This window comes from Shewanella aegiceratis, assembly GCF_019457495.1.
GTDB classification, from domain to species: domain Bacteria; phylum Pseudomonadota; class Gammaproteobacteria; order Enterobacterales; family Shewanellaceae; genus Shewanella; species Shewanella loihica.
Window position 1 is genome coordinate 2,225,408 of sequence record NZ_CP080416.1, and the last position, 24,511, is coordinate 2,249,918.

At 49.8% G+C, this 24,511-nt stretch carries 20 protein-coding genes; 15 read left to right on the forward strand and 5 right to left on the reverse strand.

Annotated features, from left to right (window positions below):
- The first annotated feature begins 1 nt into the window (after position 1).
- The 5 genes from lapB (at position 2) to K0H80_RS09970 (ending at position 5,299) form a co-directional block, all read left to right on the forward strand.
- Complete coding sequence (gene lapB / locus K0H80_RS09950; protein ID WP_220073856.1) at positions 2 to 1,162, forward strand: lipopolysaccharide assembly protein LapB; 1,161 nt, start codon at positions 2 to 4, stop codon at positions 1,160 to 1,162.
- Positions 1,163 to 1,197: 35 nt separating this feature from the next.
- Positions 1,198 to 1,893 carry an orotidine-5'-phosphate decarboxylase gene (gene pyrF, locus K0H80_RS09955; RefSeq protein WP_220073857.1) on the forward strand — a complete coding sequence of 232 codons (696 nt, stop codon included), beginning with the start codon at positions 1,198 to 1,200 and terminating at the stop codon, positions 1,891 to 1,893.
- 63 nt (positions 1,894 to 1,956) lie between these two features.
- A complete protein-coding gene (locus K0H80_RS09960) occupies positions 1,957 to 2,772 on the forward strand; it encodes an SDR family oxidoreductase (protein ID WP_220073858.1) in 816 nt (271 codons plus the stop codon).
- 38 nt (positions 2,773 to 2,810) lie between these two features.
- Positions 2,811 to 3,353 (forward strand): DUF2058 domain-containing protein, encoded by a 543-nt coding sequence (locus K0H80_RS09965; protein WP_220073859.1) that lies wholly within the window; start codon positions 2,811 to 2,813, stop codon positions 3,351 to 3,353.
- A 194-nt stretch (positions 3,354 to 3,547) separates the two neighbouring features.
- Entirely contained in the window at positions 3,548 to 5,299 is a 1,752-nt protein-coding gene (locus K0H80_RS09970; RefSeq protein ID WP_220073860.1) for an acyl-CoA dehydrogenase C-terminal domain-containing protein, read from the forward strand.
- 107 nt (positions 5,300 to 5,406) lie between these two features.
- Here K0H80_RS09970 and dacB read toward each other — a convergent pair whose 3' ends face one another.
- Positions 5,407 to 6,933, reverse strand: coding sequence for a D-alanyl-D-alanine carboxypeptidase/D-alanyl-D-alanine endopeptidase (dacB, locus tag K0H80_RS09975; RefSeq protein ID WP_258406224.1), 1,527 nt, complete (start codon positions 6,931 to 6,933; stop codon positions 5,407 to 5,409).
- Between the two features lie 127 nt (positions 6,934 to 7,060).
- Positions 7,061 to 7,237: a hypothetical protein gene (locus K0H80_RS09980; RefSeq protein ID WP_220073862.1), complete on the reverse strand. Its 177-nt coding sequence runs from the start codon at positions 7,235 to 7,237 to the stop codon at positions 7,061 to 7,063.
- Positions 7,238 to 7,467: 230 nt separating this feature from the next.
- On the opposite strand from K0H80_RS09980, the gene K0H80_RS09985 reads away from it, so the two are divergent.
- The 3 genes from K0H80_RS09985 to K0H80_RS09995 all read left to right on the forward strand — a co-directional run bounded on the left by K0H80_RS09985 (position 7,468) and on the right by K0H80_RS09995 (position 10,044).
- Positions 7,468 to 7,800, forward strand: coding sequence for a DUF1904 domain-containing protein (locus tag K0H80_RS09985; protein ID WP_220073863.1), 333 nt, complete (start codon positions 7,468 to 7,470; stop codon positions 7,798 to 7,800).
- A gap of 11 nt (positions 7,801 to 7,811) precedes the next feature.
- Positions 7,812 to 9,125 carry a CDP-diacylglycerol--serine O-phosphatidyltransferase gene (gene pssA / locus K0H80_RS09990; RefSeq protein WP_220073864.1) on the forward strand — a complete coding sequence of 438 codons (1,314 nt, stop codon included), beginning with the start codon at positions 7,812 to 7,814 and terminating at the stop codon, positions 9,123 to 9,125.
- A 169-nt stretch (positions 9,126 to 9,294) separates the two neighbouring features.
- Positions 9,295 to 10,044, forward strand: a complete 750-nt coding sequence (locus K0H80_RS09995) for a tRNA-uridine aminocarboxypropyltransferase (protein ID WP_220073865.1) — start codon at positions 9,295 to 9,297, stop codon at positions 10,042 to 10,044.
- 639 nt (positions 10,045 to 10,683) lie between these two features.
- On the opposite strand, the gene K0H80_RS10000 is transcribed toward K0H80_RS09995, so the two are convergent.
- Positions 10,684 to 12,102, reverse strand: a complete 1,419-nt coding sequence (locus K0H80_RS10000) for a Xaa-Pro dipeptidase (protein WP_258406225.1) — start codon at positions 12,100 to 12,102, stop codon at positions 10,684 to 10,686.
- Between the two features lie 96 nt (positions 12,103 to 12,198).
- Positions 12,199 to 13,341 (reverse strand): serine hydrolase domain-containing protein, encoded by a 1,143-nt coding sequence (locus K0H80_RS10005; protein WP_220073866.1) that lies wholly within the window; start codon positions 13,339 to 13,341, stop codon positions 12,199 to 12,201.
- A 375-nt stretch (positions 13,342 to 13,716) separates the two neighbouring features.
- Here K0H80_RS10005 and K0H80_RS10010 point away from each other — a divergent pair, with 375 nt between their 5' ends.
- A complete protein-coding gene (locus K0H80_RS10010) occupies positions 13,717 to 14,283 on the forward strand; it encodes a GNAT family N-acetyltransferase (protein ID WP_220073867.1) in 567 nt (188 codons plus the stop codon).
- 236 nt (positions 14,284 to 14,519) lie between these two features.
- Positions 14,520 to 15,440 carry a manganese-dependent inorganic pyrophosphatase gene (locus K0H80_RS10015; RefSeq protein WP_220073868.1) on the forward strand — a complete coding sequence of 307 codons (921 nt, stop codon included), beginning with the start codon at positions 14,520 to 14,522 and terminating at the stop codon, positions 15,438 to 15,440.
- 217 nt (positions 15,441 to 15,657) lie between these two features.
- Here K0H80_RS10015 and K0H80_RS10020 read toward each other — a convergent pair whose 3' ends face one another.
- Complete coding sequence (locus tag K0H80_RS10020; RefSeq protein WP_220073869.1) at positions 15,658 to 18,060, reverse strand: Lon protease family protein; 2,403 nt, start codon at positions 18,058 to 18,060, stop codon at positions 15,658 to 15,660.
- Positions 18,061 to 18,372: 312 nt separating this feature from the next.
- Here K0H80_RS10020 and K0H80_RS10025 point away from each other — a divergent pair, with 312 nt between their 5' ends.
- From K0H80_RS10025 to K0H80_RS10045, 5 genes are all read left to right on the forward strand, one after another.
- Entirely contained in the window at positions 18,373 to 19,308 is a 936-nt protein-coding gene (locus K0H80_RS10025; RefSeq protein ID WP_220073870.1) for a GGDEF domain-containing protein, read from the forward strand.
- A 421-nt stretch (positions 19,309 to 19,729) separates the two neighbouring features.
- On the forward strand, positions 19,730 to 20,644 hold the full coding sequence (locus tag K0H80_RS10030; protein WP_220073871.1) for an alpha/beta hydrolase: 915 nt from the start codon (positions 19,730 to 19,732) through the stop codon (positions 20,642 to 20,644).
- A 73-nt stretch (positions 20,645 to 20,717) separates the two neighbouring features.
- Positions 20,718 to 21,653 (forward strand): alpha/beta hydrolase, encoded by a 936-nt coding sequence (locus tag K0H80_RS10035; RefSeq protein WP_220073872.1) that lies wholly within the window; start codon positions 20,718 to 20,720, stop codon positions 21,651 to 21,653.
- Between the two features lie 136 nt (positions 21,654 to 21,789).
- Positions 21,790 to 22,446, forward strand: coding sequence for a flavodoxin family protein (locus K0H80_RS10040; protein ID WP_220073873.1), 657 nt, complete (start codon positions 21,790 to 21,792; stop codon positions 22,444 to 22,446).
- A complete protein-coding gene (locus K0H80_RS10045; RefSeq protein ID WP_220073874.1) occupies positions 22,433 to 23,332 on the forward strand; it encodes an AraC family transcriptional regulator in 900 nt (299 codons plus the stop codon). The genes K0H80_RS10040 and K0H80_RS10045 overlap by 14 nt, the downstream gene beginning before the upstream one ends.
- The last annotated feature ends 1,179 nt before the right edge of the window (positions 23,333 to 24,511 follow it).

Sequence of the window (24,511 nt, forward strand, 5' to 3'; positions counted from 1 at the left end):
TATGTTAGAGATTCTGTTTCTGTTGTTACCCATTGCCGCCGGTTACGGTTGGTACATGGGTCGCCGTAGTTTCAGGCATAAGCAGAATAGTAAACGTAAGCAGTTAAGCCGCGATTACTTTACCGGCCTTAATTTCCTTCTGTCTAATGAATCGGATAAGGCGGTCGATCTCTTTATCTCCATGCTCGACGTGGATGATGACACCATAGATACCCATCTCTCCCTCGGCTCTTTGTTTCGCAAGCGAGGCGAGGTAGACCGCTCGATTCGTATTCACCAAAACCTGATTGCCCGCCCAACACTGACAACCGAGCAGCGTGACATCGCCATGATGGAGCTGGGCAAAGACTATCTGGCCGCCGGCTTCTACGACAGGGCCGAGGAGATCTTCCTTAATCTGGTTCGCCAGGAAGATCACAGCGAAGAGGCAGAAGATCAGCTGATCGCCATCTACCAGGTGACCAAAGACTGGCAAAAAGCGATCGATATTATCAAGAGCCTCAAGCGTAAGCGTCAGCAATCGCTCAAACACCTGCAGGCCCATCTCTATTGTGAGCTTGCCGATGAGGCCAGCGATAGCGAGCTCAAGCTTAAACACCTGGCGCAGGCGATAAAGCAAGATCCCCTATGTGGCCGCGCCATGTTAACCAGCGCCAAGCTGTTCCTCGCCCAGCAGGAATTTGGCCGCGCCAAGGAGATGCTCTGCCGGTTGAAAGATGCCGATATCGAGCTCTTTCCCGAGGCGCTCGCCATCGCCAAAGAAGTTTATCAATCGACCGAGGATCTCGGCGCCTATCGTGAACTGCTACGCGAGGCGTTAGAGCAGGGGGCTGGCGCGAGTGTCGCCATCACTTTGGCGCAGCAGATGATCATTCAGGGAGAAACCCAAGACGCCGAGAAGTTGATCCTCGACGGCCTCTATCGCCATCCGACCATGAAGAGTTTCCAGCATCTGATGAAGATGCAGATCCAACACGCCGAAGATGGTCAGGCAAAACAGAGTTTGAACATGCTCGCCGAATTGGTTGAGCAGCAGATAAAATTCCGTCCCAGTTATCGCTGTATCGAGTGTGGTTTCCCGTCCCACACCCTCTACTGGCATTGTCCTTCCTGTAAAAGTTGGGGCACCATCAAGCGGATCCGCGGACTCGACGGGGAGTAAATAGACAATAAAATGCAAAGCAACAGGAGAACAGCATGAGCAACAAACCTATTATAGTGGCGTTAGATTACGATAATAAATCCGAAGCTTTGCAGCTCATCGATCAGCTAGACCCCAAGATGTGCCGCCTCAAGATAGGCAAAGAGATGTTCACCCTCTTTGGCCCTGAGTTGGTTAAAGAGATCCACAGTCGCGACTTTGACCTCTTCCTGGATCTCAAATTCCACGACATTCCGAACACAGTCGCCAAGGCCGTCGCTGCTGCGGCAGAGCTAGGGGTGTGGATGACTAACGTGCATGCCAGCGGTGGACTGGCCATGATGCAGGCAGCTCGCGAGGCGCTGCTTCCATATGGCGACAAGGCCCCGCTGCTGATCGCCGTGACGGTACTGACCTCAATGAGCGACGAAGAGCTCGCACTGCTTGGCATCAATGTGCCGGCGGCCGAGCATGTCAAGCGCCTGGCAAGCCTCACTAAACAGGCTGGATTGAACGGCATTGTCTGTTCGGCCCAGGAGGCCAGCATGCTAAAGGCAGAGTTTGGTGCCGACTTTAAGCTGGTCACGCCGGGTATTCGCCCAGCCGGCAGCGACAAGGGCGATCAGCACCGCGTGATGACACCGACGCAGGCGCTGGCAGCGGGTTCTGATTACCTGGTGATCGGCCGTCCTATCACCAAGGCGGCTAATCCACTCGCGGCATTGACCGAGATCCATGCATCACTTAAATAGCTTGACCTGACACTTCGAGCCTCCTAATTTAATTCTTAAGGTTTTATTAGACAGGGAAAGAAGATGTTCGATTATCAAGGTAAAAACGTCTTTGTGGTGGGCGGTACCAGTGGCATTAACCTGGGTATCGCCAAGGCTTTTGCCAAGGCAGGCGCTAACGTTGCCGTGGCCAGCCGCAGTCAGGAAAAGGTTGATGCAGCCGTAGAGGCGCTGCACGCGATTAATGGTCAAGGTAAGATGCTTGGCGTCGCCTTCGATGTTCGGGATCTCGACGCGCTAAAGGCAGGTTTTAAACAGATAGCCGATGCCTATGGCCAATTGGATGTGTTGGTCAGTGGCGCGGCCGGAAACTTCCCGGCGACGGCGGCGGAGCTTTCCGAAAACGGTTTCAAGTCGGTGATGGATATCGATCTGCTGGGCAGTTTTCAGGTGCTCAAACAGGCCTATCCCTTGATGTGTCGCCCCGGCAGCGCCATAGTACAGATCTCGGCGCCTCAGGCCTATATCGCCATGCCGATGCAGTCCCATGTGAGCGCGGCCAAGGCCGGGGTCGACATGCTGACCAAGAGTCTGGCACTGGAGTGGGGCGTTGAGGGGATCAGGGTTAACTCTATAGTGCCCGGCCCCATAAGCGGCACAGAAGGATTCAATCGCCTGGCACCCAGCGATGCGCTGCAACAGGCCGTTGCCCAAAGCGTGCCTCTTAAGCGCAACGGCAGCACGGATGATATTGCCAATGCGGTTATGTTTATCGCTTCACCCATGGCCAGTTACATTACCGGCACCGTGTTGCCAGTAGATGGCGGTTGGTCCCTCGGCGGTGCTAGCATGGCCATGAGTCAGTTAGGCAAATTAGCCCAACAACCTAAAGAGAAGTAGGTAGCGCAGATAGTGTTACCCAATGAGTGAGAAGAAAGATGGCAAACCCATTTCAAGAGCAGTTGCTCAAGGCTGGCTTGGTCAGCAAACAGAAGGTTCGCGATGCCAAGACCCAGAAGCGTCGCGATCGTAAAGCTAAGGTCGATGATGGCTCAGAGGCCTTGAAACAAGAGATAGCAGCGAAGAAACAAGCCCAGCTCGATAAGGATAAGGCGCTAAACGAACAACGTTTCGCCGAGGCGATGGAGAAGGGCCAGGTGCGCGGGCTAATCACCGAATTTAAGCGCTGCGCCATCGAACCGCCCAAGGATGCCGAAGTTAAATTTAACTACACCCTAGGCACTAAGATCTTTAGCCTGTACGTGAACGAAAAACTGCAGAGCCAACTGCTTAATGGCCAGTTAGGGATAGTTCGCCACGAAGAGGTGAGCTACCTGGTGCCTCATAAGCTTGCCGAGCGGGTTAACCTGCTGGTGCCCGACTGGTGCGGTTACCTGTGGCAGGCAGAAGATGCCACCCAAGTGGTGGAAGAAGATGACCCATACGCAGATTATGTGATCCCTGACGACCTGATGTGGTAAGAGCCTCATGTGCTAAGAACCTAGTCTTTTAAGTACCGCTTGTGGTAAATCACAGTAACCTAAAAAGCCTCGCAAATTACGCGGGGCTTTTTTATTTGCACCGGCGGACAATATTTGACTAAAGGGCTTTATTCTCAGCCGTAACTGAGATAGATTAAAACAACTGTTTTAATCTTACGTTTGAGAGAGGCGAGATGAATCCATACCAGGCGCCATTGGCCGACATGAAATTTCTGTTGGAGCGCGTGTTCGACGCTCCACAAACTTGGGGTGAACTAGCGGCCTTGGCCGAGACCGTCGATATGGATACGGCAACGGCGATCCTCGATGAAGCAGAGAAGATCTCACGGGATCTTATCCATCCTATTAACCGTCCCGGTGACGAGCAAGGCGTAAGCTTTGAAGATGCTAAGGTGATCACACCCGATGGCTATCGTGAGGTTTATGACCAATATGCCGAAGGCGGTTGGGTAGGGCTGTGCGGCGATCCTGAGTTTGGCGGCATGGGCATGCCTAAGATGCTTGGCGTGCTGGTCGATGAGATGGCCTATAGCGCCTGTAACGCCTTTACTCTGTATGGTTCACTCACCGCGGGTGCAGCCCTCTGTATCAATGCCCACGGCAGTGACGAGCTAAAAGAGAAGTACCTGCCTAACCTCTACTCGGGTCAATGGGCCGGCGCCATGGACATGACAGAGCCACAGGCAGGTTCAGATCTGCGTAACATCCGCACCAAGGCGATGCCACAGGATGATGGCAGCTATCTTATCTCTGGCAGTAAGATTTTCATTACCGGCGGTGACCATGATCTCACCGAAAACGTTATTCATCTGGTACTGGCAAAGCTGCCGGACTCAAACGGTATCTCACTCTTCTTAGTGCCTAAGATCAAGGTGGATGATAACGGCGAGCTGGGCGAAACCAACGGTGTGACCGTTGGCTCAATTGAGCACAAGATGGGGCTTAAGGGCTCGGCGACCTGTGTGATGAACTTTGACGATGCCCAGGGTTATCTGATCGGTAAGGCAAACCGCGGCTTAGTGTGCATGTTCACCATGATGAACTATGAGCGTCTGGCGATTGGTATTCAAGGTCTAGGCACTTCTCAGGCTGCCTACCAGATGGCCAGCGACTATGCCAAGGAGCGTCTACAGGGTCAGGCAGCAGGTGGCAGCGACAATGCCAGTGATCCTATCTTGGTTCACGGTGATGTGCGCCGCATGCTAATGACCATACGCTGTTTTACCGAAGCGGGACGCGCGCTGTCTGTGTTTACCGGTCAGCAACTGGATCTCGCTAAACACGCAGAGGGAGAGGTGCAGGAGAAGGCGGCTCGTTATGTCGGCCTGTTGACACCCGTTGCCAAGGCGTTCTTGAGTGACAGAGGCCTGGATGCCGCCGTAATGGCGCAGCAAGTGTTTGGTGGTCACGGTTATATTCGCGAGACAGGTATCGAGCAACTGGTTCGTGACACCCGCATCGCTCAAATCTATGAGGGCACAAACGGCATTCAAGCCATCGATTTCCTGGGTAGAAAGACCACAGGAGACGATCTGCGTACATTGACTGAATTTGTTGGTGAGTGCCAGAGACAGCTGGCAGCCATGACCCATGTTACGGATGCGCAAAAGGCGCTTATCACATCGCGTTTCGACGCCTTACTCGCAAGCGGTGAATATATCAACGCCAATAAGCTAAGCAATCCGGCCTTGATCAACGCCTGCGCCGTCGATTTCCTCGATGCCTTTGGTCATCTGATCTATGGCTATTTCTGGTTACTGATGGCCGATAGGGCTGCCGATCACCAAGATGCAAGCTTTAGCACGGCGAAACAACAGCTGGCCGATTTCTATCTGGCCAAGCTGCTGCCTAAGGTCGACTACCATCTGGCGCAGGTCAACGCCGGCGATGCCAGCGTGATGGCTATGGCAGAAGAGCTGTTTTAGCAGGTAGATTTAATAAAATGAAAACGCCCGGTTCATTAGGCCCGGGCGTTTTTATTTCACCTATTTTACTAAGCGCATGTTACTAAGCATATTTTACTAAGTGCATGTTATTGCGCAGTGAGCGTTTTTGGGTTGTTCTTCTTATCCTCGTCCTCATTGCCTTGGCTTTTGACTGTCTGTCCTTGATTATCCAGCAGACTTTGCAGGAAGAGGGCGCTAAAGGGGGCAGGGCTTTGTTTCTTACTCTTCTGGCTCTGGCCATTTTCCATGACTACGAAGAGCAATTGGTGACTTGTACCGAGTGAAAGGTAGCCCGCTAAATTATCGACACCCTGCATCGAGCCTGTCTTGGCCGAGACCTTATTCATCAAAGGGGGCTGATGAAAGCCGCGCTTGTAGTTGAGGGTGCCGCTAACTCCCGCAACCGGCAGCAGCTCAATAAGGGGGCGTAATTTTTCATCCTTCGCCATCAGGCCCAGGACCTCAGCCAGTTGCCTGGCCGAAATAAGGTTATAGCGAGAAAGGCCCGAGCCATCGATGATCTGCGAGTGGCTCAGATCTATCCCGTCCGCCTCGAGTATCGTCTTAACGGCCCTGGCGCCGGCATGAAAGCTTTCTGGCACCTTGTAATAGTGTGCGCCTACGGCTTTAAACAGGCTGTCGGCAATCAAGTTATCTGAATCGAGCAGCATGGTGCGAAGTAGCGCCTCAAGCCTTTCCGATTTGTGGGTCACTAAGGGCTTAAGGCCTATCGGCGTTCTGTGGGCGATAGCTACTTGTCCACTCATCTTGATGTGGGCGCTCTTTAACATGCGCGTTAGCATCTCCTTGGCGTAAAGCGCTGGGTCATCCACGGCGATAGCCAGATTAAGCGGCTTATCACCCGGATAACAGCCACTGATGTGGTAATGATTGTCGGGTAGCCTAGCTAAGTTGAGTTCACAGAAGGGCTCTTGCTGCGTCTTATCAAACACCGCCGTTGTCGACACCTTGATGGGCAGATATCGCGGAAAGTTGAGTTGGCCGGCATTACTTGCCAGCTTTGGCTTTAACTGGCCCTTGACGCAATTTTGATTGACGATAAAGCTGGAAACTGGCGCGGCGTAGCAGATCCCAAGATCGTCCCACACCCAGCCGGGGGCGCGCGTCTGCTCCTTGGCTTGCCCCACAAGCAAGAGATTTCCCTTAACGGTATGAATGCCTGCATCTTTCAAGCTCTTTAACATAGCTCGTAGATCGTCTGTGGTTAAGGTGGGGTCGCCACTAAAGGAGAGATAGAGATCGCCCGTCAACACACCGTGAGACAAGCGCCCCTTGGTTGAAAATTGAGTAGCAAAGCTGAACTCTTCACCCAATACCCGCATCGCTGCGACGGCCGTGAGTAATTTTTGCGTACTGGCAGGCAGCAACAGGGTATCGGCGTTGTGCTGATACAGTATCGCGTCGGTGCTGAGATCTTGAGCCCAAATAGACAGTTGCGAGTGAGGCGGCGCGATCACCGATAAGAGGTTGTCATAATAGCTTTGATTATCATAACCCTTGCTATCAATCTGTTTGGTATTGGTATTGGTATTAGCGTCGGTCCCGGCATTGCTGACTGCAGGTATTAAGGCAGCCGCGACAGCTAGAGACAAGGCGAATGGTTTTGCAGCCGAAATCGCCTTAGTCAGCAAGCTTGGGAAATTAAGGGGAAGGGCGTTTAGCCCTTTAGTCAATCTTGTATACATAAGCGTCGAAACAGATCCTTGTTTTCGGTTTTGGCTAATCGTCCGTTGAAGGCTCATCTTTTTCCATCAAACGGTATAAACGCAGGGTCACAAATAGCACTAATACAATAAAGAGCGGCAGCACCAGAAAACCGAGCTGCGCCTTAAAATGAAAGATGCCCCATGCGGCTAACAGGGTTAATGCCAAGGTAAGAAGAATGGTTTTGTTCATGCTGGAACCTAAACGAAGATGGATAAGCCTATTGTAAGGTGTTTTACGCCCGATGTCGGAGCGTTAAACGAGAATTAAGACTAAGGATGCAAAACTTGGCACTTTAGCCACTGATTCTGCTTAATTTTAACCCGGTTTGTCTCAAGTGCGACTGACAACAACAGAAAACCCTTGCCCCAAACCCGGTAAATGGGTAATTTCTACCCCTTAAGATTTGGGATGGAACCAGTATGCCACACATTCGTATGCGCGGTTTACCGCAAGAGGCGGTATGTCGAATCAGTGAGACCTTACTCGATGAGCTTGCAAACCTTTGTCAAATCAAGGCTGAGAGCTTCACCTTAGACTGGGAGCCAAGCGTCAGTTATCGCGCCGGCAAGGTCGATACGACATTCGTGCAAGTTGAGGTGCTCTGGTTTCCTAAAGATCCCGAAATTCGTCACGCAGTAGAGCAGATCATTCGTCAGGCCGTATTAGCGCACTATTCGCCTGCAAAACATATCTCAATCATGTTTATGGCGCTCACGCCACAATGCTACTACCGTGATGGGAAGCATTTTTAAAGGAGGATACCTTGCTGGATAAGCTAGGTGGAATTGCGTTACCCGCCGACGCCATACGTTGGTTGCTAACGCCTGCGGCGCTTAAAGCCGAATTACTCAAACAGATCGCGAACGCTAAACGAGCGATCACCCTTGCCGCGCTCTATCTCGAAGACGACGAGGCGGGCAGGGAAGTGTTGGCTGCCCTTATTGCGGCCAAGGCAGCCACACCCGAATTGGATATTACCGTTTTGGTGGATTTTCATCGTGCCAGACGTGGGCTTATCGGCCATAAGGGTGACAGCGGCAACTACCTCATGTATCAAGAGGTGGTTAACGCCGCAGAGCATCCAATCAATATTCTTGGCGTACCGGTAAAGTCCCGCGAATTTATGGGCGTACTCCACCTTAAAGGTTTCATCATAGATGACACTGTCATCTACAGCGGTGCCAGCCTGAATAACATCTATCTGCACCAGGGCGAGAAATACCGTTTCGACCGTTACCATGTGATCGAATCTAAACCCTTGGCAGAATCCATGCGTAACATGGTGATGGAGTACATCGCCAGTGACAGAGCCGTGACCTCGCTCACCCAAGACAAGGCGACCGAAAAGCTGCCGGAAAAAAATGATGTTCGCAGCCTGAAACAGCGTCTGGCTAAGGCCAAATATCGTTTTGCGAGTACCAAGACGGGCAATCGTATCACTCCTGTGGTTGGTTTAGGGCGCAAGAAGAATAAGTTAAACAAGCTAGTGATCGATCTGGTATCCCAGTCTCAGCGCTCGCTGTTTATCTGCACCCCCTATTTTAATCCGCCTTATATTCTCTCCAGAGCGCTTGCTAAGCATCTGCGAAAAGGCAAACGAATCGACATAGTGGTTGGCGATAAGACGGCTAATGACTTCTACATTCCGCCGGAAGAGAAGTTTTCGACTATCGGTGCCTTGCCCTACATGTATGAGCAGTCGCTGCGTAAATTTGCCAAGCGTCAGCAATGGGCCATTGATGCCGGGCTACTCAACATTCATCTGTGGAAGCATGATCGCAACAGCTATCACCTTAAAGGGATTAGCGCCGATGATCGCCTGCATCTGATCACTGGCTCTAACCTTAATCCAAGGGCATGGGCGCTGGATTTAGAGAACGGCTTATTGCTGCAAGATGAGACCCAAGCCTGGACCGAAGAGTTTAAACAGGAACAGGCGCATATCCTAGAGCATACCGAGCGTCTCTATCATTACAGCCAGATAGATACCCTAAATAACTATCCTAAGCCGGTACGTAAGATCATGAATCGTATTAGACGTCTGCGCGCCGATTTCCTGCTACGCCGTATCTTGTAAAGCATAAAGGCGAATCGTTGTCGTCGCGCATAGATAATGAGTTAGCATAAAAACAGGCGAACATCATGGTTCGCCTTTTTTATGAATGAGATTTAAATGGTGTTGCCCGGGTTATACTTAACAAGGCAAGCCGTGACAAGTAAGCCCCAAGTTTTTAATAGGTTATCCAATGACACTTCCTCCCCATGCGGTGCATCAACGCTACCAATATCGAAAGGCGATCTCTACCCGGCCCTATAATGCCCGGGGAAAAAACCTTGAGCGCTGTGAGGCGTGCCTGCTGGCTCAGCACTACTGCACCTGCGATACCCGCGCGCTGTTGCAATCCGAGGTTAGTTTTTTGCTGGTGATGTATGACGATGAGGTGTTAAAACCCAGTAATTCTGGTCGCTTAATTGCCGATCTGATCCCCGATACCCATGCCTATATCTGGGATCGCACTCGGACTAATCGCAAACTCCTGGCGCTACTCGAATCTCCTGAATATCAACCTTATCTGGTTTTCCCCAGCGAATATGCCATGCCATCTCAGGCCGTAGTGCCCGATGTAGCGCTTAAAACGCGCTTAGCCTCGGAAACCAAACGCCCGCTGTTTGTGTTACTCGATGGCAGCTGGCGTGAGGCGATCAAGATGTTTAACAAGAGTGAATATCTGCACCATCTGCCCATGCTGTCGTTTGCACCGGACGCCGCGGCGCGATATGGCCTACGTAAGGGAAGTCGTGACTTTCAGCTTGGTACCGCCGAGGTAGCGAGTCTTGTACTTAGCGCTGCCGCAGAGCCCGAGAATGCAGCCAGTCTGTCGGCCTGGTTCTCGCTGTTTATCGAATCATCCCTCTATAGCCGCAGCCGCAAGAGCCCTAAAGATCTGGCGTCACTCGACAGTTTGAAAGCCGCTTTCCTAAAGACTTTAAAGTAAACGTTAAAGTAGAGCCTTAAAGTCACAAGCTTGTCTGATTTTTGCGCCGAGGGGAATATTCTCATATAGTGAAATAAGGGGCTATGCCAGAGGTTGGGCGTGTTTGAGTCGGGTTATTCGATATTGGCTTTTGCTCAACGGGGTGTAGCATCAAACAAAATAAGGAGTAGCTATGTTAAATATACCTTTACATAGAAACTTGCGCATATGCAGGCATAGTTTAACCGCGGGCGGCTACTCACTCGTGCTCTTTCTCTTCCTCTTAATGGGCTGTGGTACGCCAAGCCAAATCGGTAACGGCTCAAATCAGGCTATTGGTGTGGATACCGTGAGCTACAACAGGTATCAAGCCATCTATTTTTGTAAACAAAATCGTTGGGCGTTTTGCCAGAGTTGGGGCGAGCTGGGTGTTACACGGCTCGCCTAAGGTTTGAGCCCTGAAATATAGTTAGCGCAGCTTAGATGTTCGAGATAGGTGTTTTGCATCTCTTAGCCATCTTTTTTGTTCTTACTGACACGCTTATTGTATCTACTGGCCGAGCCTGAGAAGCAAGGATACGCATAGGGACATTTACCTATTAACTTGCCGACTTATTCGCTATTAAGACAACTAGCCAACAGACAAATGCCCCCTACGGACTAATCTTTGTAGATCACGCCATCCTTCATAACGAAACTTACCCGTTCCATCACAGATATATCTGCTAACGGATCGCCATCCACGGCGATGATGTCGGCATAGAAGCCAGGCTTGAGCTGGCCGAGATTGTCTTCTTGCTGGATCAACGCCGCACTGTTAACGGTCGCGGCCTGCAGCGCCTGGGCTGGCGTCATCCCAAAGGTAACCATACGTGAGAACTGTTTACCATTATCGCCATGGGGATAGATGGCCGCATCCGAACCAAACACCATCTTGGCCCCGGCTAAGGTGGCGCGTCTGAAACTATCACGCTGGGCCTTAGAGACCTGTTTCTCTTTCTCTATGTTGGCCTGAGGGACGCCATTGGCTTCGCCAAAGGCCAGGGTATATTCGGTATTGTAGATATCGCAGGACAGGTAGGTTCCGGCTTTAACCGCCATCTTAATCGCCTCCTCATCCATAAAGCTGCAGTGCTCTATGCTATCTATGCCGGCGCGAATAGCGGCCTTGATGCCACTGGTGCCGTGGGCATGGGCGGCAATGACTAAACCGCGGCGATGGGCTTCGTCGGCTGCCGCGGCCAGTTCTTGCTCGCTATATTGCTGCACGCCGACCTTGGTTCCCTTTGAAAAAACGCCGCCGGTGGCGCAGATCTTTATAGCATTGGCGCCATATTTGATATTTTCGCGCACCTTCTGCCTGACAGCCCAGGGGCCATCGGCGACACCACCTGCGACACTATGTGCCTCTGGCGCGGCAAAGTTATCGTCACAATGGCCTCCAGTGATACTGAGCGCATGGCCAACGGCCCAGATGCGGGGCCCGGGGATCTCACCAGCGTCGATGGCATCGCGCGTTGCGATAACCGAGTAACCAGAGGCACCTAGGTCCCGCACCGTGGTAAAACCTGCCATCAGGGTGCTGCGGGCATTCTTAACCGCCTTCACCGTCTGTCTCGGAATGGAGTAATTCATCGATTCGAGAAAGTTATCTTCGGCGTCGCTGGAGAGATGCACGTGCATATCCATGACCCCAGGTAACAGATACTTATCCTTAAGGTCGACCACCCGATATTTGCCTTGCATTGCCACACTACCTAGCTTAGCCACACTGTGTTGATGGCCGACCGAGACAATCTGATTGCCGCGCACCACTATGGCTGCATCTTCGATAGTCTTTCCCTTAGCGACGTCAACATAGCCTTTAGCAAGTAGCAAGGTGTCTTGCTTTTGTTGCAGCGTTTGGGCATGAGTTTGGGCCTGAGCCTGAGTCTCTGCTTGGACTTGAGCTTGAGCTTGAGCAAAGCTTGGCAGTACTAGCGCCAAGGCCAGTGCAAGTGTGCTCAAAGGTTTGGTTGTGACTAGCAGGGAAAAAGATGCTCCTTGCTGAGAATCATCATAGGGGCGTTGCGACATCATAGGTTTTCCTTATTGTTATTAATGGGTAACGCAAGAGTCATCTTAAGTCATATTGGGCCGAATAGACGAGTAAGTTTTAACGTCAGTCCTTAGCTGTTAACTTTGCTTAGTGGCGAACACCTGTTGCCAAAACTCTGCGCCGAGAGCGCTGATAATCCGTGACTCTCCGTTGAGTAAGATGGCGATCCCCAGATCCAGCTCAGGTGAGTAGGCCACTTCGGTCACATAACCTGCGACCCAACCGGCGTGATAGATCAGCCGATGGCCGTTAAACTGGTAGATGCGCCAGCCCTTGCCATAATGAGCATCGTTAAGATAGGGTTTCCAATCGCGCCGGCGCAGCTCCTTAGTGGTGCGAACCCCCGGGGTAGTAATATCTTCGAGCACCTGAGGCGACAGCACCTTAGGTTCATGCCCCATGTTAGCCATGAGCCACTTAGCCATATCCTTGATACTGGCATTGACTCCAGCCGCCGGCGCCAGCTGATAATAGTTAGGTTTCACCTTAACCTGTTTAAATCCATGTTTCGTTTTGATATGGGGCTCGGCCCGATTGCTGGTATGAGTAAAGGCCTCATAGCCGATAGAGGCCGTTTCCATGGCAAGTGGCACGAAGATACGCTTGTCGATCAACTCTTCATAGGGCTGGCCGCTTTCCTGCTCGATCGCCTGCTCGATAAAGGAGAAGGCGACGTTTTGATAGCTGTAACAGACGCCCGGCGGGCAGATGGGGGTCAGCTCGGCAAATTTGGGAATGATCTTATTCAACTTAACGTTGGCATTAACCAGGTTATCGTAGCTGTTTGGCATCAGGCCCGTGCTTTGACCTATCACATGGCCTAAGGTGATCGCCTGACTATCGGCAGGCTTAGCCAGGGAAAAGTCAGGAAGGTATTGATTGATAGGTTGTTGCCAGCTGAGTTTATGTTCGTGTACAAGTTGACTGGCCAGTGCCCCGGCAAAGGTTTTTGAGACGGATGCCAGGCGAAACACAGTGTTGGCATTGATCTTCTTGCTGCCGCCTTGATGGCGTTTACCATAGGTATCCAGAGTAACTATGTTGTTGCCCTGGACGATCACAAAGGCGCCGCCGGGTACTTTGTTCGCCTTGAGCTGCTTCTTAAAATTTTGCTGAAAACTTTTGCCTAGGTGTTGATAAGACTGGGCCATTGTCGAGGCATTGAAAAGGAGTGCGCAGCAGCACACGGCGAATGACGACAGGACCGTATTGAAAGACATGAATAAGCTACCCGAATAAACAAAGTGAAACGATCAACGTCTGTAAATTATGTACGTTTGTATTAGTTATTATCTTAAAAATCATGCCCTTTAGAAAAAGGGCGCGTCAAAATCACAATCTCTGTCATGACTTTGACGTTCACTCCATACTAACTAAAGGTGGTTGAAGATGTAAGTCGTGGCGGTGTAACAATCTGGTAACTGCGCAATTGTTCGGCAAACCCAGCAAGGAAATTCAGCTAGCAAGCTAAGATTAAGTGACACGGGTTTGAAATCTAACGCTACTAGACACTAAGTAAGGTTTCTATTTACCTGCTTGTTGTCCCAAGGTTATGATGCTCGGTTCGTTATCTGTTGGAAATAAGGGAGTAAAAGATGAAGATAGCCGATAGCCAGAGATTAAGTTTTGAGATGATCACCGAGCAAGACGCCCAGCTGCTCTATGATTTAAATCTAGATCCCGAGGTAATGCGTTATATCAACGGTGGCAAGCCTTCGACCATGGCCGAGATTGAGGACTATTTCATCCCGCGTATCCAAGGCTTTTCCAATAGCGACACGGGATGGGGTCTCTGGAAAGTTACTACGTTAGCCAGCGAATCGGACCTTGGCGATACCTTTATCGGCTGGATCCTGGTGCGACCGATGGATTTCTATACCGATGAGCCAAAGCATTCGGATCTCGAGGTAGGTTGGCGTTTTGCTCAGGCGAGTTGGGGAAAAGGCTACGCCACTGAGGCTGCCAAGGCGGTTTGCAACGCGCTAGTTAAGCAGTCTAGTGGTAATGGCAAGGCTATCACCCATTTCAGCGCCATCGCAGACCCGAATAATAAGGGGTCAATCAATATTATGACCAAGCTTGGCATGGAGTATATTAAAAACACTAGTGTCGATACCCCGGAAGGCGAGGTCGAGGTGGTGTTATACCGCATGGCGGTTTAACGCAAACTAGCTTATGGGCACCAAGGTTTAGCACCTTATCTAGCCGATAGACCTAAGAGCAAGGGCATTTTCCGCTAGGCTATCCATAAATAACGTTTATTTAGCTCCTATTGGGGCGTACCATTTATCTTGAACCCCTGCATTAGACTAGCGTCTAACCAATTAAAGGCTGGGGAGTAATGTAAATTGATTTTCCTTTTGGTAAAATGCCGCAAAATTTACTGTGAGAGTTAATTATGCCAATGTACGTTGTGGGTCATAAGATCCCAGATTCAGATTCAATTTGTGGTGCGATTGCACTGGCTTACCTTAAAAACCAGATCGGTGAAGAAGCCATTGCCGCAAGACTGGGTGAGCCATCACCAGAGACCGCCTTTATCCTGGAACGCTTTGGTTTTGAAGCCCCGCTGTATAAAGAGCACTACGCCGGTGAGCAGGTTTACATCGTTGACCACTCTGAGCTGACACAGGCACCGGATGATATTGCCGAGGCGACTATTGTCGGTATCGTCGATCACCACAAACTGGGCGACCTGACGACCTCTACACCGCTTGAGTGTTGGATCCGTCCTGTGGGCTGCAGTAACACAGTGATCAAGATGATGTACGACTTCTACAATGTCGAGATCCCTAAAGATATCGCCGGCATCATGATGTGCGCCATCCTGAGCGATACAGTGATCTTCAAGTCTCCAACTTGCACCACGGCCGATATCAAGTGTGTCGAAGCCCTGGCAGAGATCGCCGGTATCGAAGACTACAAGGCGCTTGGCATGGAGATGTTCAAGGTTAAGTCGGCTGTCGAAGGCACACCGGTTCGCGATCTTGTGATGCGTGATTTTAAAGACTTCAACATGAACGGTAACCTGGTCGGTATTGGTCAGCTTGAAGTTATCGATCTATCAGTATTCGATAAGGTTAAGGCTGAACTCGAAGCCGATATCGCGGCGCTTAAGGCTGAAGGCAATCGCCATAGCGTGCTTTTGCTGCTGACCGATATCATGAAAGAAGGCTCTGAGATGCTGGTCGTGTCTGATGATGCTGACCTCACCGAGCGCGCCTATGGCAAGGCAGCTGAAAACGGCCGTGTATGGTTAGATGGCGTACTCAGCCGTAAGAAGCAGGTGGTTCCGCCGCTGCAAGAAGCCTTCGCTTAATAAGCTTAATAACTTAGCCTTAATAACTTAGCATTAATGGCAATGCTCTTAGCATTCGCTAAGTGGCTAAGTGGCTAAGTGGCTAAGTGGCTAAGAAGATTAAAAAAGCCGGTCTAGTACCGGCTTTTTATTGGCTAATGATTTGGGTTCTAGTCTCAAATCGGCACTTAAACCTTAATCCTCAAACCCTAACATTTTTTTCCTTAAATCTTCGCTCTTAAACCTTAGCCTTTTGAGTGCGCTTCACATGATCCCTCAGTTTCTGCAGTCTGGCATCGGCCATGGCATAGAGGCTGTCCTTCGGATAGTCTTCGAACTCAAAATCACGTTCACCCGCCGGAATACCCGTTAAGATCTCGACCGCTTCATTGACATGATCGATCGCCCAGATGGAGAACTCTCCCTTGCTCACTGCATCGACGATATCGGCTCTAAGCATCAGGTTTTGTATATTGGTGCGCGGAATGATCACTCCTTGGCCCTTATGACGTCCCTTTATCTTACAGACATCGAAGAAGCCCTCGATCTTCTCATTCACGCCGCCGATGGGCTGTGCCTGACCAAACTGGTTCATCGAACCTGTAATGGCAACATCCTGGCGCAGTGGCACCTTGGCAAAGGCGGAGACGATGGCGCACAGTTCTGCCATCGAGGCGCTATCACCGTCGACACCCGAATAGTTTTGTTCGAAGGTGAGGTGTGTGGTTAGCGGTATCTTATCCGTCTGACCGAAAATCGTCGCGAGATACGCCGTTAGAATCATCACCCCCTTGGAGTGGATCTGACCGCCGAGTTCTACCTTACGCTCGATATCGAACACGGCGCCTTCACCGAGTGAGACACTGGCGGTGATACGACTTGGGGCGCCGAATTGATGATCCGAGGTCGCCACCACAGACAGGGCATTGATCTGACCAACCACACTATCTTGGGTATCGATGAGCGTGGTGCCATTGATGAAGCTTTGCATCACATGATCACGCAGGCGACAGACCCTGAGCTCATGATTATGCAGTGCTTGCTCAACATGGCCTGCTCGGATCATATTCGACTTACTCGTCCTGGCCACATAATTAGATTCCCGCAGCAGGTTGGCGATATCCGCCGAATGCAGGGATAGCTTATTTTGCGCATCGGCCTGGCGGGCGCTGAACTCTATGACACGTTTTATGGCGCCGCGGTCACAGTGCAGCATCTTGTTGCCCACCACTATGCTGGAGATAAATTTCGCGTACTGCACCTCGGAGGCATCGGTACGTGGCATCTCATCTTCAAAATCGGCGGTGACCCTGAATAGCTCTTTAAATTCAGGATCATAATGCTGCAAAAGCTGATAGGTCTGATAGTCGCCAAACAAAATGATCTTCACATCTAATGGGATTGCCTCTGGGTCCAGCGAGATGGTCCCCGATAGCGTTACCTCGCGCTCTAATGAGCTGAGACTCAACTTACGAGAGCGCAGCGCGCGCTTCAAGCCGTCCCATACGTAGGGCTGCTCCAACACCTTGATGGCGTCAATCATCAGCACGCCGCCGTTGGCCTTATGCAGACTGCCTGGGCGGATTAAGGAAAAATCGGAAAAGATGGTGCCCTTATAGGTGGCGTTTTCTATATAGCCGAAGATGTTGTGATAGTTAGGGCTCTCCTCAATCACTATGGGCATAGGGATATCGGCATGATTAACTAACACATTGACCTGATAGCGCCTCGGCATCTTCTTAGCTAGGGAGGCGTAGGAGAGGGCGATCTGCTCCTCATTTTGCTCGAGGAAGATGTCCAGATTATCTAAGATATCTTTGTGCATCTCATTTAGGTGCGCCTTCACCTCGGGATATTGCGCGTAACGCTCCTTAAGGGAGTCAAGCAGATGCACCAAGACTTCCTGAGCCACCTGCTCGTCATGCTTCTGCTGCTTGTCCGAATAACTCTCTTCCCAGGCGGTAAACTTACGCACCACTTCCCTAAGCTTAGACTCGAGGGACCCGATATTTTTTTCGAGTTTTGCCTGTTCCTTGCTGCTTAGCTCGGAAAAACTCGATTCGGTATGTGGCTCCTCACCATTCATGGCGACCAGCTCGTAGCTGCCTTGTGGGTTGATGGACAGGCTGATCTGCTTGGCGGCGGCTTCTTTGGTTATCTGCCCCAGCGCCGATTCTTGCTTCTCGGCCAGCTGTGTCTTTAGTTTCTCGGCCCGCGAATAGTAGAGCTCATTGTCAAAGGCCAACGGCAGGGCCTTAACCAGGCGCTTCATCAAGTTTTCGATATCAGCCTTGAAGGCCTGGGCCTGACCACGAGGTAGTTTAAGCACCTTAGGCGTGCGGGCATCGTCGAAATTCACCACATAGCACCAATCGAAGAGTTGGTGATGCCCGTTGGGGTCATATCTGTCCAGGTAACGCATTACCATAGTACGTTTACCCAGACCATTTCGGCCGATGGCGTAGATGTTGTAGCCCTTATCTTTCATCGACATGGCAAATTCAACCGCCTGTTGGGCGCGTTCCTGGCCGACAATTTCGTTGAGCGGCGTCAGCTGTTTAGTCGATTTAATGCTGGGATCGAGTAGGGCAAGTGTGGAAGAACGATATAGCTTGTCACTGGCAAGAGGAGAAATGGACATAGGCGAGTGCCCTCATATGACAAATGTTAACCCCAGTGTAGGCAGCTCATTTTTCAATTTACAATCATTTTTTATGTTGAAAGAGGTATTTAGGCGCGCCAATTGATTTGTTCGCTCAATATCTGTACAAATCGCTAACGCTTTCGAAGTAAAGCGGCTCAAGATGATTATTTTGACGATTCAGGACCACAAAAACGGTCCGATAAATCCCGCAGCGCCGAGATAACTTGTTAATATAGCACTCGTAGTTAACACAACTATACTCTTGTTAGGTACAGGGAACGTCAATTTAAACAAGAAGAGACCCTAAATATGCCGTATGATGCGCCCAATCTACATCCAGATCTGCTCCAATGTCTGGCCAGTGACAGCTATCTGTTACAACTGACATTAGATACCTTACCTGTGCCTATCTTCTATAAAGATAAGGCTGGCGTCTATCTGGGCTGTAACAAGGCATTTGAATCCTTCATTAAACTCACCCGGGACGAATTAATTGGTAAGAGCGTCTATGAGCTGTTCGACGAAGAGCTCGCCGAAGTCTACCAACGCGCCGATCAGGCGTTATTCGACAATCCTGGCGTACAGATCTACGAGAAGCAGATAAAGACCCGTGAAGGTGATTCTGTCTTTGTGCGTTTTCATAAGACGAGTTTTAACGACAATCGTGGTGAGGTGGCCGGCCTAATTGGTGTGATATTCGATATCACAGAGTTAAAGGCGCTGGAAGCCCAGCTGACACACCATGCTATCTATGACGACCTCACGCAGTTTTATAACCGCCGCGAGGGTATCGCCATTGGCGAGCGCCTATATCACGCCTGTAGTCAGCAGCAGGGAGAACTGGGCGTCATCCTTATCGATGTCGATTATTTCAAGTTGATCAACGACACCTACGGCCACATGGTCGGCGATGATGCGCTGCGCCATATTGCGGCGACCTTAAAGCAACAGCAGGATCCCGAAGATGTGCTGATGCGCTGGGGCGGCGAAGAGTTTGTCGTCTTGGTTAATCGTCCCTTTGGCACGGACCAAGACTTCGAGACTTATCTCGAAGCCCGTGCACAGGTCTATTGTCATGCCATAAGACAAAATCGTTTTCAGATCGGTGATGACGCGCTGCAGATCACTTTTAGCTGTGGCCTAAGCTCATTCGAGCCGGGTAAGAGCCTGACGCAGATGCTACACGATGCAGACGCTGCGCTTTACAGGGCAAAGGATGCCGGTCGCGATAATGTAAGTTGGTAGCTGGCTGACTTGGTTGTTATTTTAAAGTAAAAGTTGCTAACGTTGCTTCAGGCTAATACTCGTTCTGCCCCATTTAAGCGTCTCATGGCTTGTAAATCCTACGACGCTAATTTGAGAGTCTCTTGGTAATACTGATATTTTGTTAACACCTATATTTTGGTAACACTGATATTTTGGTGTTTTGAGCCTGCCCAGGCTGTCACACTGAATTAATTACTTCATAATATTCAGCACCTTAATAACAATTGTTTATCTAGCGCCTATTTTATCCTTGAGCGGATATGTCATTTTAGGCAATCAATAAGTCACTTTGTGCAAACCCACCTCTGCTGTGATTCCTATACTGAATCGTAAGTCGGGAGGGCAGATACTTGAAGGTATTTTCTCTCCTGCTACCGATAACGAGTACGGAGTAAAGCAGATGAACCGAGTTACCTTTCCAAATACCAATGGCCTAGATATCACCCTAGCTGGGCTTGTCAATTTCCCTGCAGATTTTGATGAAAGCAAAATCTACCCAGCGATCGTCGTTTCTCATCCTGGCGGCGGTGTAAAAGAACAGACTGCAGGCACTTACGCTAAGAAGCTGGCCGAAAAAGGTTTTATCGCTATCGCATATGATGCTTCTTATCAGGGCGAAAGCACAGGTGAACCCCGTCAGCTGGAAAACCCACATGTGCGCACCGAAGATGTTAGCGCTGTGATTGATTACCTTACAACGCTCAACTATGTAGACAACGATCGCATTGGAGCCATGGGCATCTGTGCGGGCGCAGGTTACACAGCCAATGCCGCGATAAACGATCGCCGCATTAAAGCGGTCGGTACCGTGAGTATGGTTAATATCGGTCAGATGTTCCGCAACGGCTGGGATAACAATGTTAAGGATAGCGACGCTTTGCCATACATAGAGGCAGGCTCTGGTGCCAGAACGTCAGATGCTAGCGGCGCAGAAATCGCCACCATTCCAATGGCACCATTAAAAGAAGAAGACGCACCTAACGAAGAACTCCGCCAAGCGTGGGAATACTACCACACCGATCGCGCGGCCTATTGCACTGCGCCGGGCTTTGCGACAGCACGCAGTCTGACGCAAATTATTACCTACGATGCCTTCTTCAAGGCCGAGGCCTTTTTGACTCAACCCCTGCTTACCGTTGTCGGTAGTGATGCCGGCAGTAAGTGGATGAGTGATGACTTGATGGCGCGCGCGGCCAGTAGCGACAAACAAATGTATGTCGTTGACGGCGCGAATCACATGGATCTCTATGATGGTGAGTCCCCAATTGCCGAAGCTATCGGTGTGCTAGCACCATTCTTCCAGCGCACGCTGTAACCACGCGCCAAAGGTATTAACAAATAGAAAGGCCTAATGCTACTGGGCCTTTCTATCAGATAAGGCTTTCATTATGAACATCCAAAAAGTGACATTCAGAAATGCAGATATGGCCTGGGATATGTCGGCACTCATTCTGTTGCCCGAAGGCTTTGACGAGTCAAAACGCTACCCAACTATGGTCAGTGTCCATCCATTTGGTAGCTGTAAAGAGCAAACATCCAGTGCCGTGTACGGTAAAGCGCTGGCTGAGCTGGGATACGTGGTGATCGCTTTTGACGCCAGTTTTCAGGGCGAATCTGGCGGGTCACCTCGCTACGTCGAAGACCCAAGCCAACGGGTCGAAGACATCAGCCGTGTGATCGACTATGCGGTTAGTTTACCTTATGTCGACGAAGATAGAATCGGTGGTCTTGGTATCTGTGGTGGCGGCGCATATATTTTCAGTTCCGCTCTGACAGAAAAGCGTTTGAAGGCGGTTGTTGGTATCACCCCGGTAAACTTGGGACGCTTATTCCGAGAAGGATTCAGCCAGTACAATCCAATCGGAGCACTAGAAGCTATGGCCACCCAGCGCACTGCTGAAGCGAGGGGTGAGAAGCGACAGGTCAATGAGCTTCTGCCGCCGAGTCCTGAGTTTGCAAAACAAAATGGATTGACCGAACGCGACCTGTTCGAAGCCACGGATTACTATAAAACGCCACGAGGGCAGGCCGAGGGCGGGGCAACGCGTATGTTGTTCTCTCATGCGCAAAAAACGCTGAGTTGGGATGCTTTCGCCTTTGTAGAAACCCTGATGACGCAACCAATGATGGCAGTTGTCGGTCAAAAAGTAGGTGCATTTGGCGCGTATCGTGACGGACACGAGATCTATGGCCGCTCAATTGTGTCCAAAGACCGCCAGTTGGTCGAATTGCAGGATTGGTCCCACTACGATCTCTATGACCATCCGCAAGCGGTGAGTCTGGCAATGGAAAAAATTGGTCCTTTCCTTAGCCAACACCTCTAACCAACACTTCTAACCAAAGAGGTGAACGTGTCCTGAACACTGACAAGGGCACGTTCTCTTTTTACAAGGCAGCGGGTTTGCGCTAAGGCATATTGGCTTTAGCGATAAATAGCCAAAAGTAACAAAGGAAGCAACTATGGGTCGCTGGATATTGATTGGTTTGCTGATTGCGCTCGCATTAGTAACATTAATTGCCTTAGTCGTGACGCAGATTGAAAACGCCCAGGACGCCAAAAATAGATCGCATCTGTCCAGCACACCGACCAGTCGAGTGGCCGAGGTCAATACGGCTATTGTGGTGTTCTCCCGCTCTGGCAATACTGGCGTCCTTTCGGACCATATTGCGCAGCAAACCGCGGGTTATGTGTATGAGATCACGGCCGAGAGTTACCAACTTGGGATCCCGGGCTGGATTAACGCGCTGAAAGACGCAAGAAGCAATGTCGCCGACATTTCGCCATCGCATATTGATCTCGAGCCTTATGAAACTGTCTATCTAGGTTCGCCGATCTGGCTCTATAGCCCGGCACCACCGATTTGGCAGTTTGTCAAAGACAATGATTTTACTGGCAAAAACGTCGTGCTATTTAATACCTTCAACAGCAAGTTTAAGCAGCAATACATTGATGATTTTGCTAAATTGGTTTTTGCTAAAGGCGCCAAATCATTCAAGCACAGGTACGTAAAACGAGGTCGTATGGGCGACCAAATTTCACAGCAGCAGATGCTGAAAGAATTTGACGCGCAATCTAACGAGGTCAAGCAAGTAGGGCATGTCTATGTTAATCACTAGCGGTAACAGCATGATTCAATCTCTAGCAGATAAAGCATTTGCTTACGGGAGAAGGGAAGGTGACCATGACACCAGCATCCCTGACCTGACGCTTCACATCAGAAACAACCCGACCGAGCCACTGCACTGTATCTATACTTTGAGTCTGTCGCTTATCTTGCAAGGCTGTAAACAAGTCGCTATCGACGACCGTTTGCGCGTCTGTAACGCAGGACAATCTATGCTGACGACATTTGATTTGCCTGTCATTTCCCATGTAACTGAAGCGACAAGGCTTCATCCGTTTATCGGTTTAGTCTTGAAGTTGGACTATGGATTAATTGCCCAGACTTGCACTGAACTTAATCTGGAAAGACCATCCAAAGATCTTAGATATCAAGCCATTTCTACCCAAGATATCGATACTGGATTGTGTGATGCGATGAGCCGTTTGCTGGGGTTACATCATACGCCTGAATATATCGAAAGCTTGGCACAACTGTATAAAAAGGAAATCGTTATTCGATTGCTCCATGGCCCACATGGAATGCACTTGCGACATTTGGCGTCGGTTGGCTCGCCGAGCAGGCAAATCGTACAGATAGTGGCTTGGATGAAGCAGAATTTCGCTCAAGCGATAGGCATCAATGAATTAGCTGACAAAGCCCATATGAGTGCATCAGCCTTTCGGCAACACTTTAAAGCGTTGACGGGTAGCAGCCCATTGCAATATCTCAAGCATCTGCGCCTGCAGGAAGCGAGGGACCAGATGCTGTTAAATGGTTTAGATGCCAGCCAGGCAAGCGGAGTCGTTGGCTATGAGAGTCCATCTCAATTTAGTCGTGAATACAGTCGGCTATTTGGGCTTCCTCCACAAAAGGATATCCAGCGATTACGTCAGGCGTAATGAATAATGTTGTGCTCCTAGAGTGGTACGCGACATTGCGACGGATAACTTGTATCGGAAAAGGTCATCTGCAGGCTTATGACAACCTCCATGGAAATGTTCACTTAAACTCAGAATCTGAGCCAATTAAATCCAAACCAAATCATCAAGCTTTCTTACTGTGTCGCAGCAGCCTTGCTGGCGTAAATCCTAAATGTCTAACACAGCAATCGTGTGACGCGCTGTAGCAGAGTGGTGGATTATTGAATTAGCTATGCGGTGAACGAGAATCTCAGTCTGAATGAAAATGCCTAGAATTTTCCGGAAATTAATTAACCTTACACACCTTATTTAACATAATATACATTGTGCGCACAATTATATGTCTAAGACTGTGGTGGAGAGTGAGCCAAATATCAATCTTACAAAGACTAGCCTATATGCCATTTCTACTTTCACTTTTAAATTTGCCTTATCGGCTTATAGCTTAAAAGCTATCTGTCTCGAATACGCCCAATAGAATGAACTCATTGAATAATACTAAGTCCTTTCTCTTTCTTTTATCAGCGCTATCTCTTTTTATGGCAACAGAGATTCAGCTCATTTGGCTGAGTTACAGTTACTACAGTATCGCTATACTTTTTCATACAAAGCGAACTTACTAAGACTTGCATCTCAACAAGAGCTCCGAGTCGATACTTTAATTCAGCTACTGGCCTTTAGGCAGTCCGTTAAAGAATCGTCTTAGCTTTTCTAAAGTCCTTAATGGTATCTATCGCATTGAGATATTCTTTCTGTGGAGCATTCTAATCAGCATCCAGGGTTTTACTTGCCATGGTTTGCTCAATCATTAGGCGTCGCTACGTGAAATCTGGTGGGTAATCCCCTTGTTTAAGTCATTTCGTGCACGTAGCGACGCGTGCAATTTGTGTTGGATTTTCCCTGCGTCAGCTATTTGTTTAATAACGCAAGAATTTTGCGAACTACTGAAGCAAGTGCAGACATAGCCTTCAATTAGCAAGCACTTGGAAAGCTAAAGTTAGTTTAGATGCTCTTAGTGTTACGGGTGTTAGTTAGGAACCAACCAGGCTTGCCGGTTTGATCGTTTCGGCGCATTACTTTAAATGCTTCAGTGGAGTGCTTAACCTAATTTTTAACCTTTAGATGTTTAATCTGGGGGCTTTCAATAGACGAGTAATG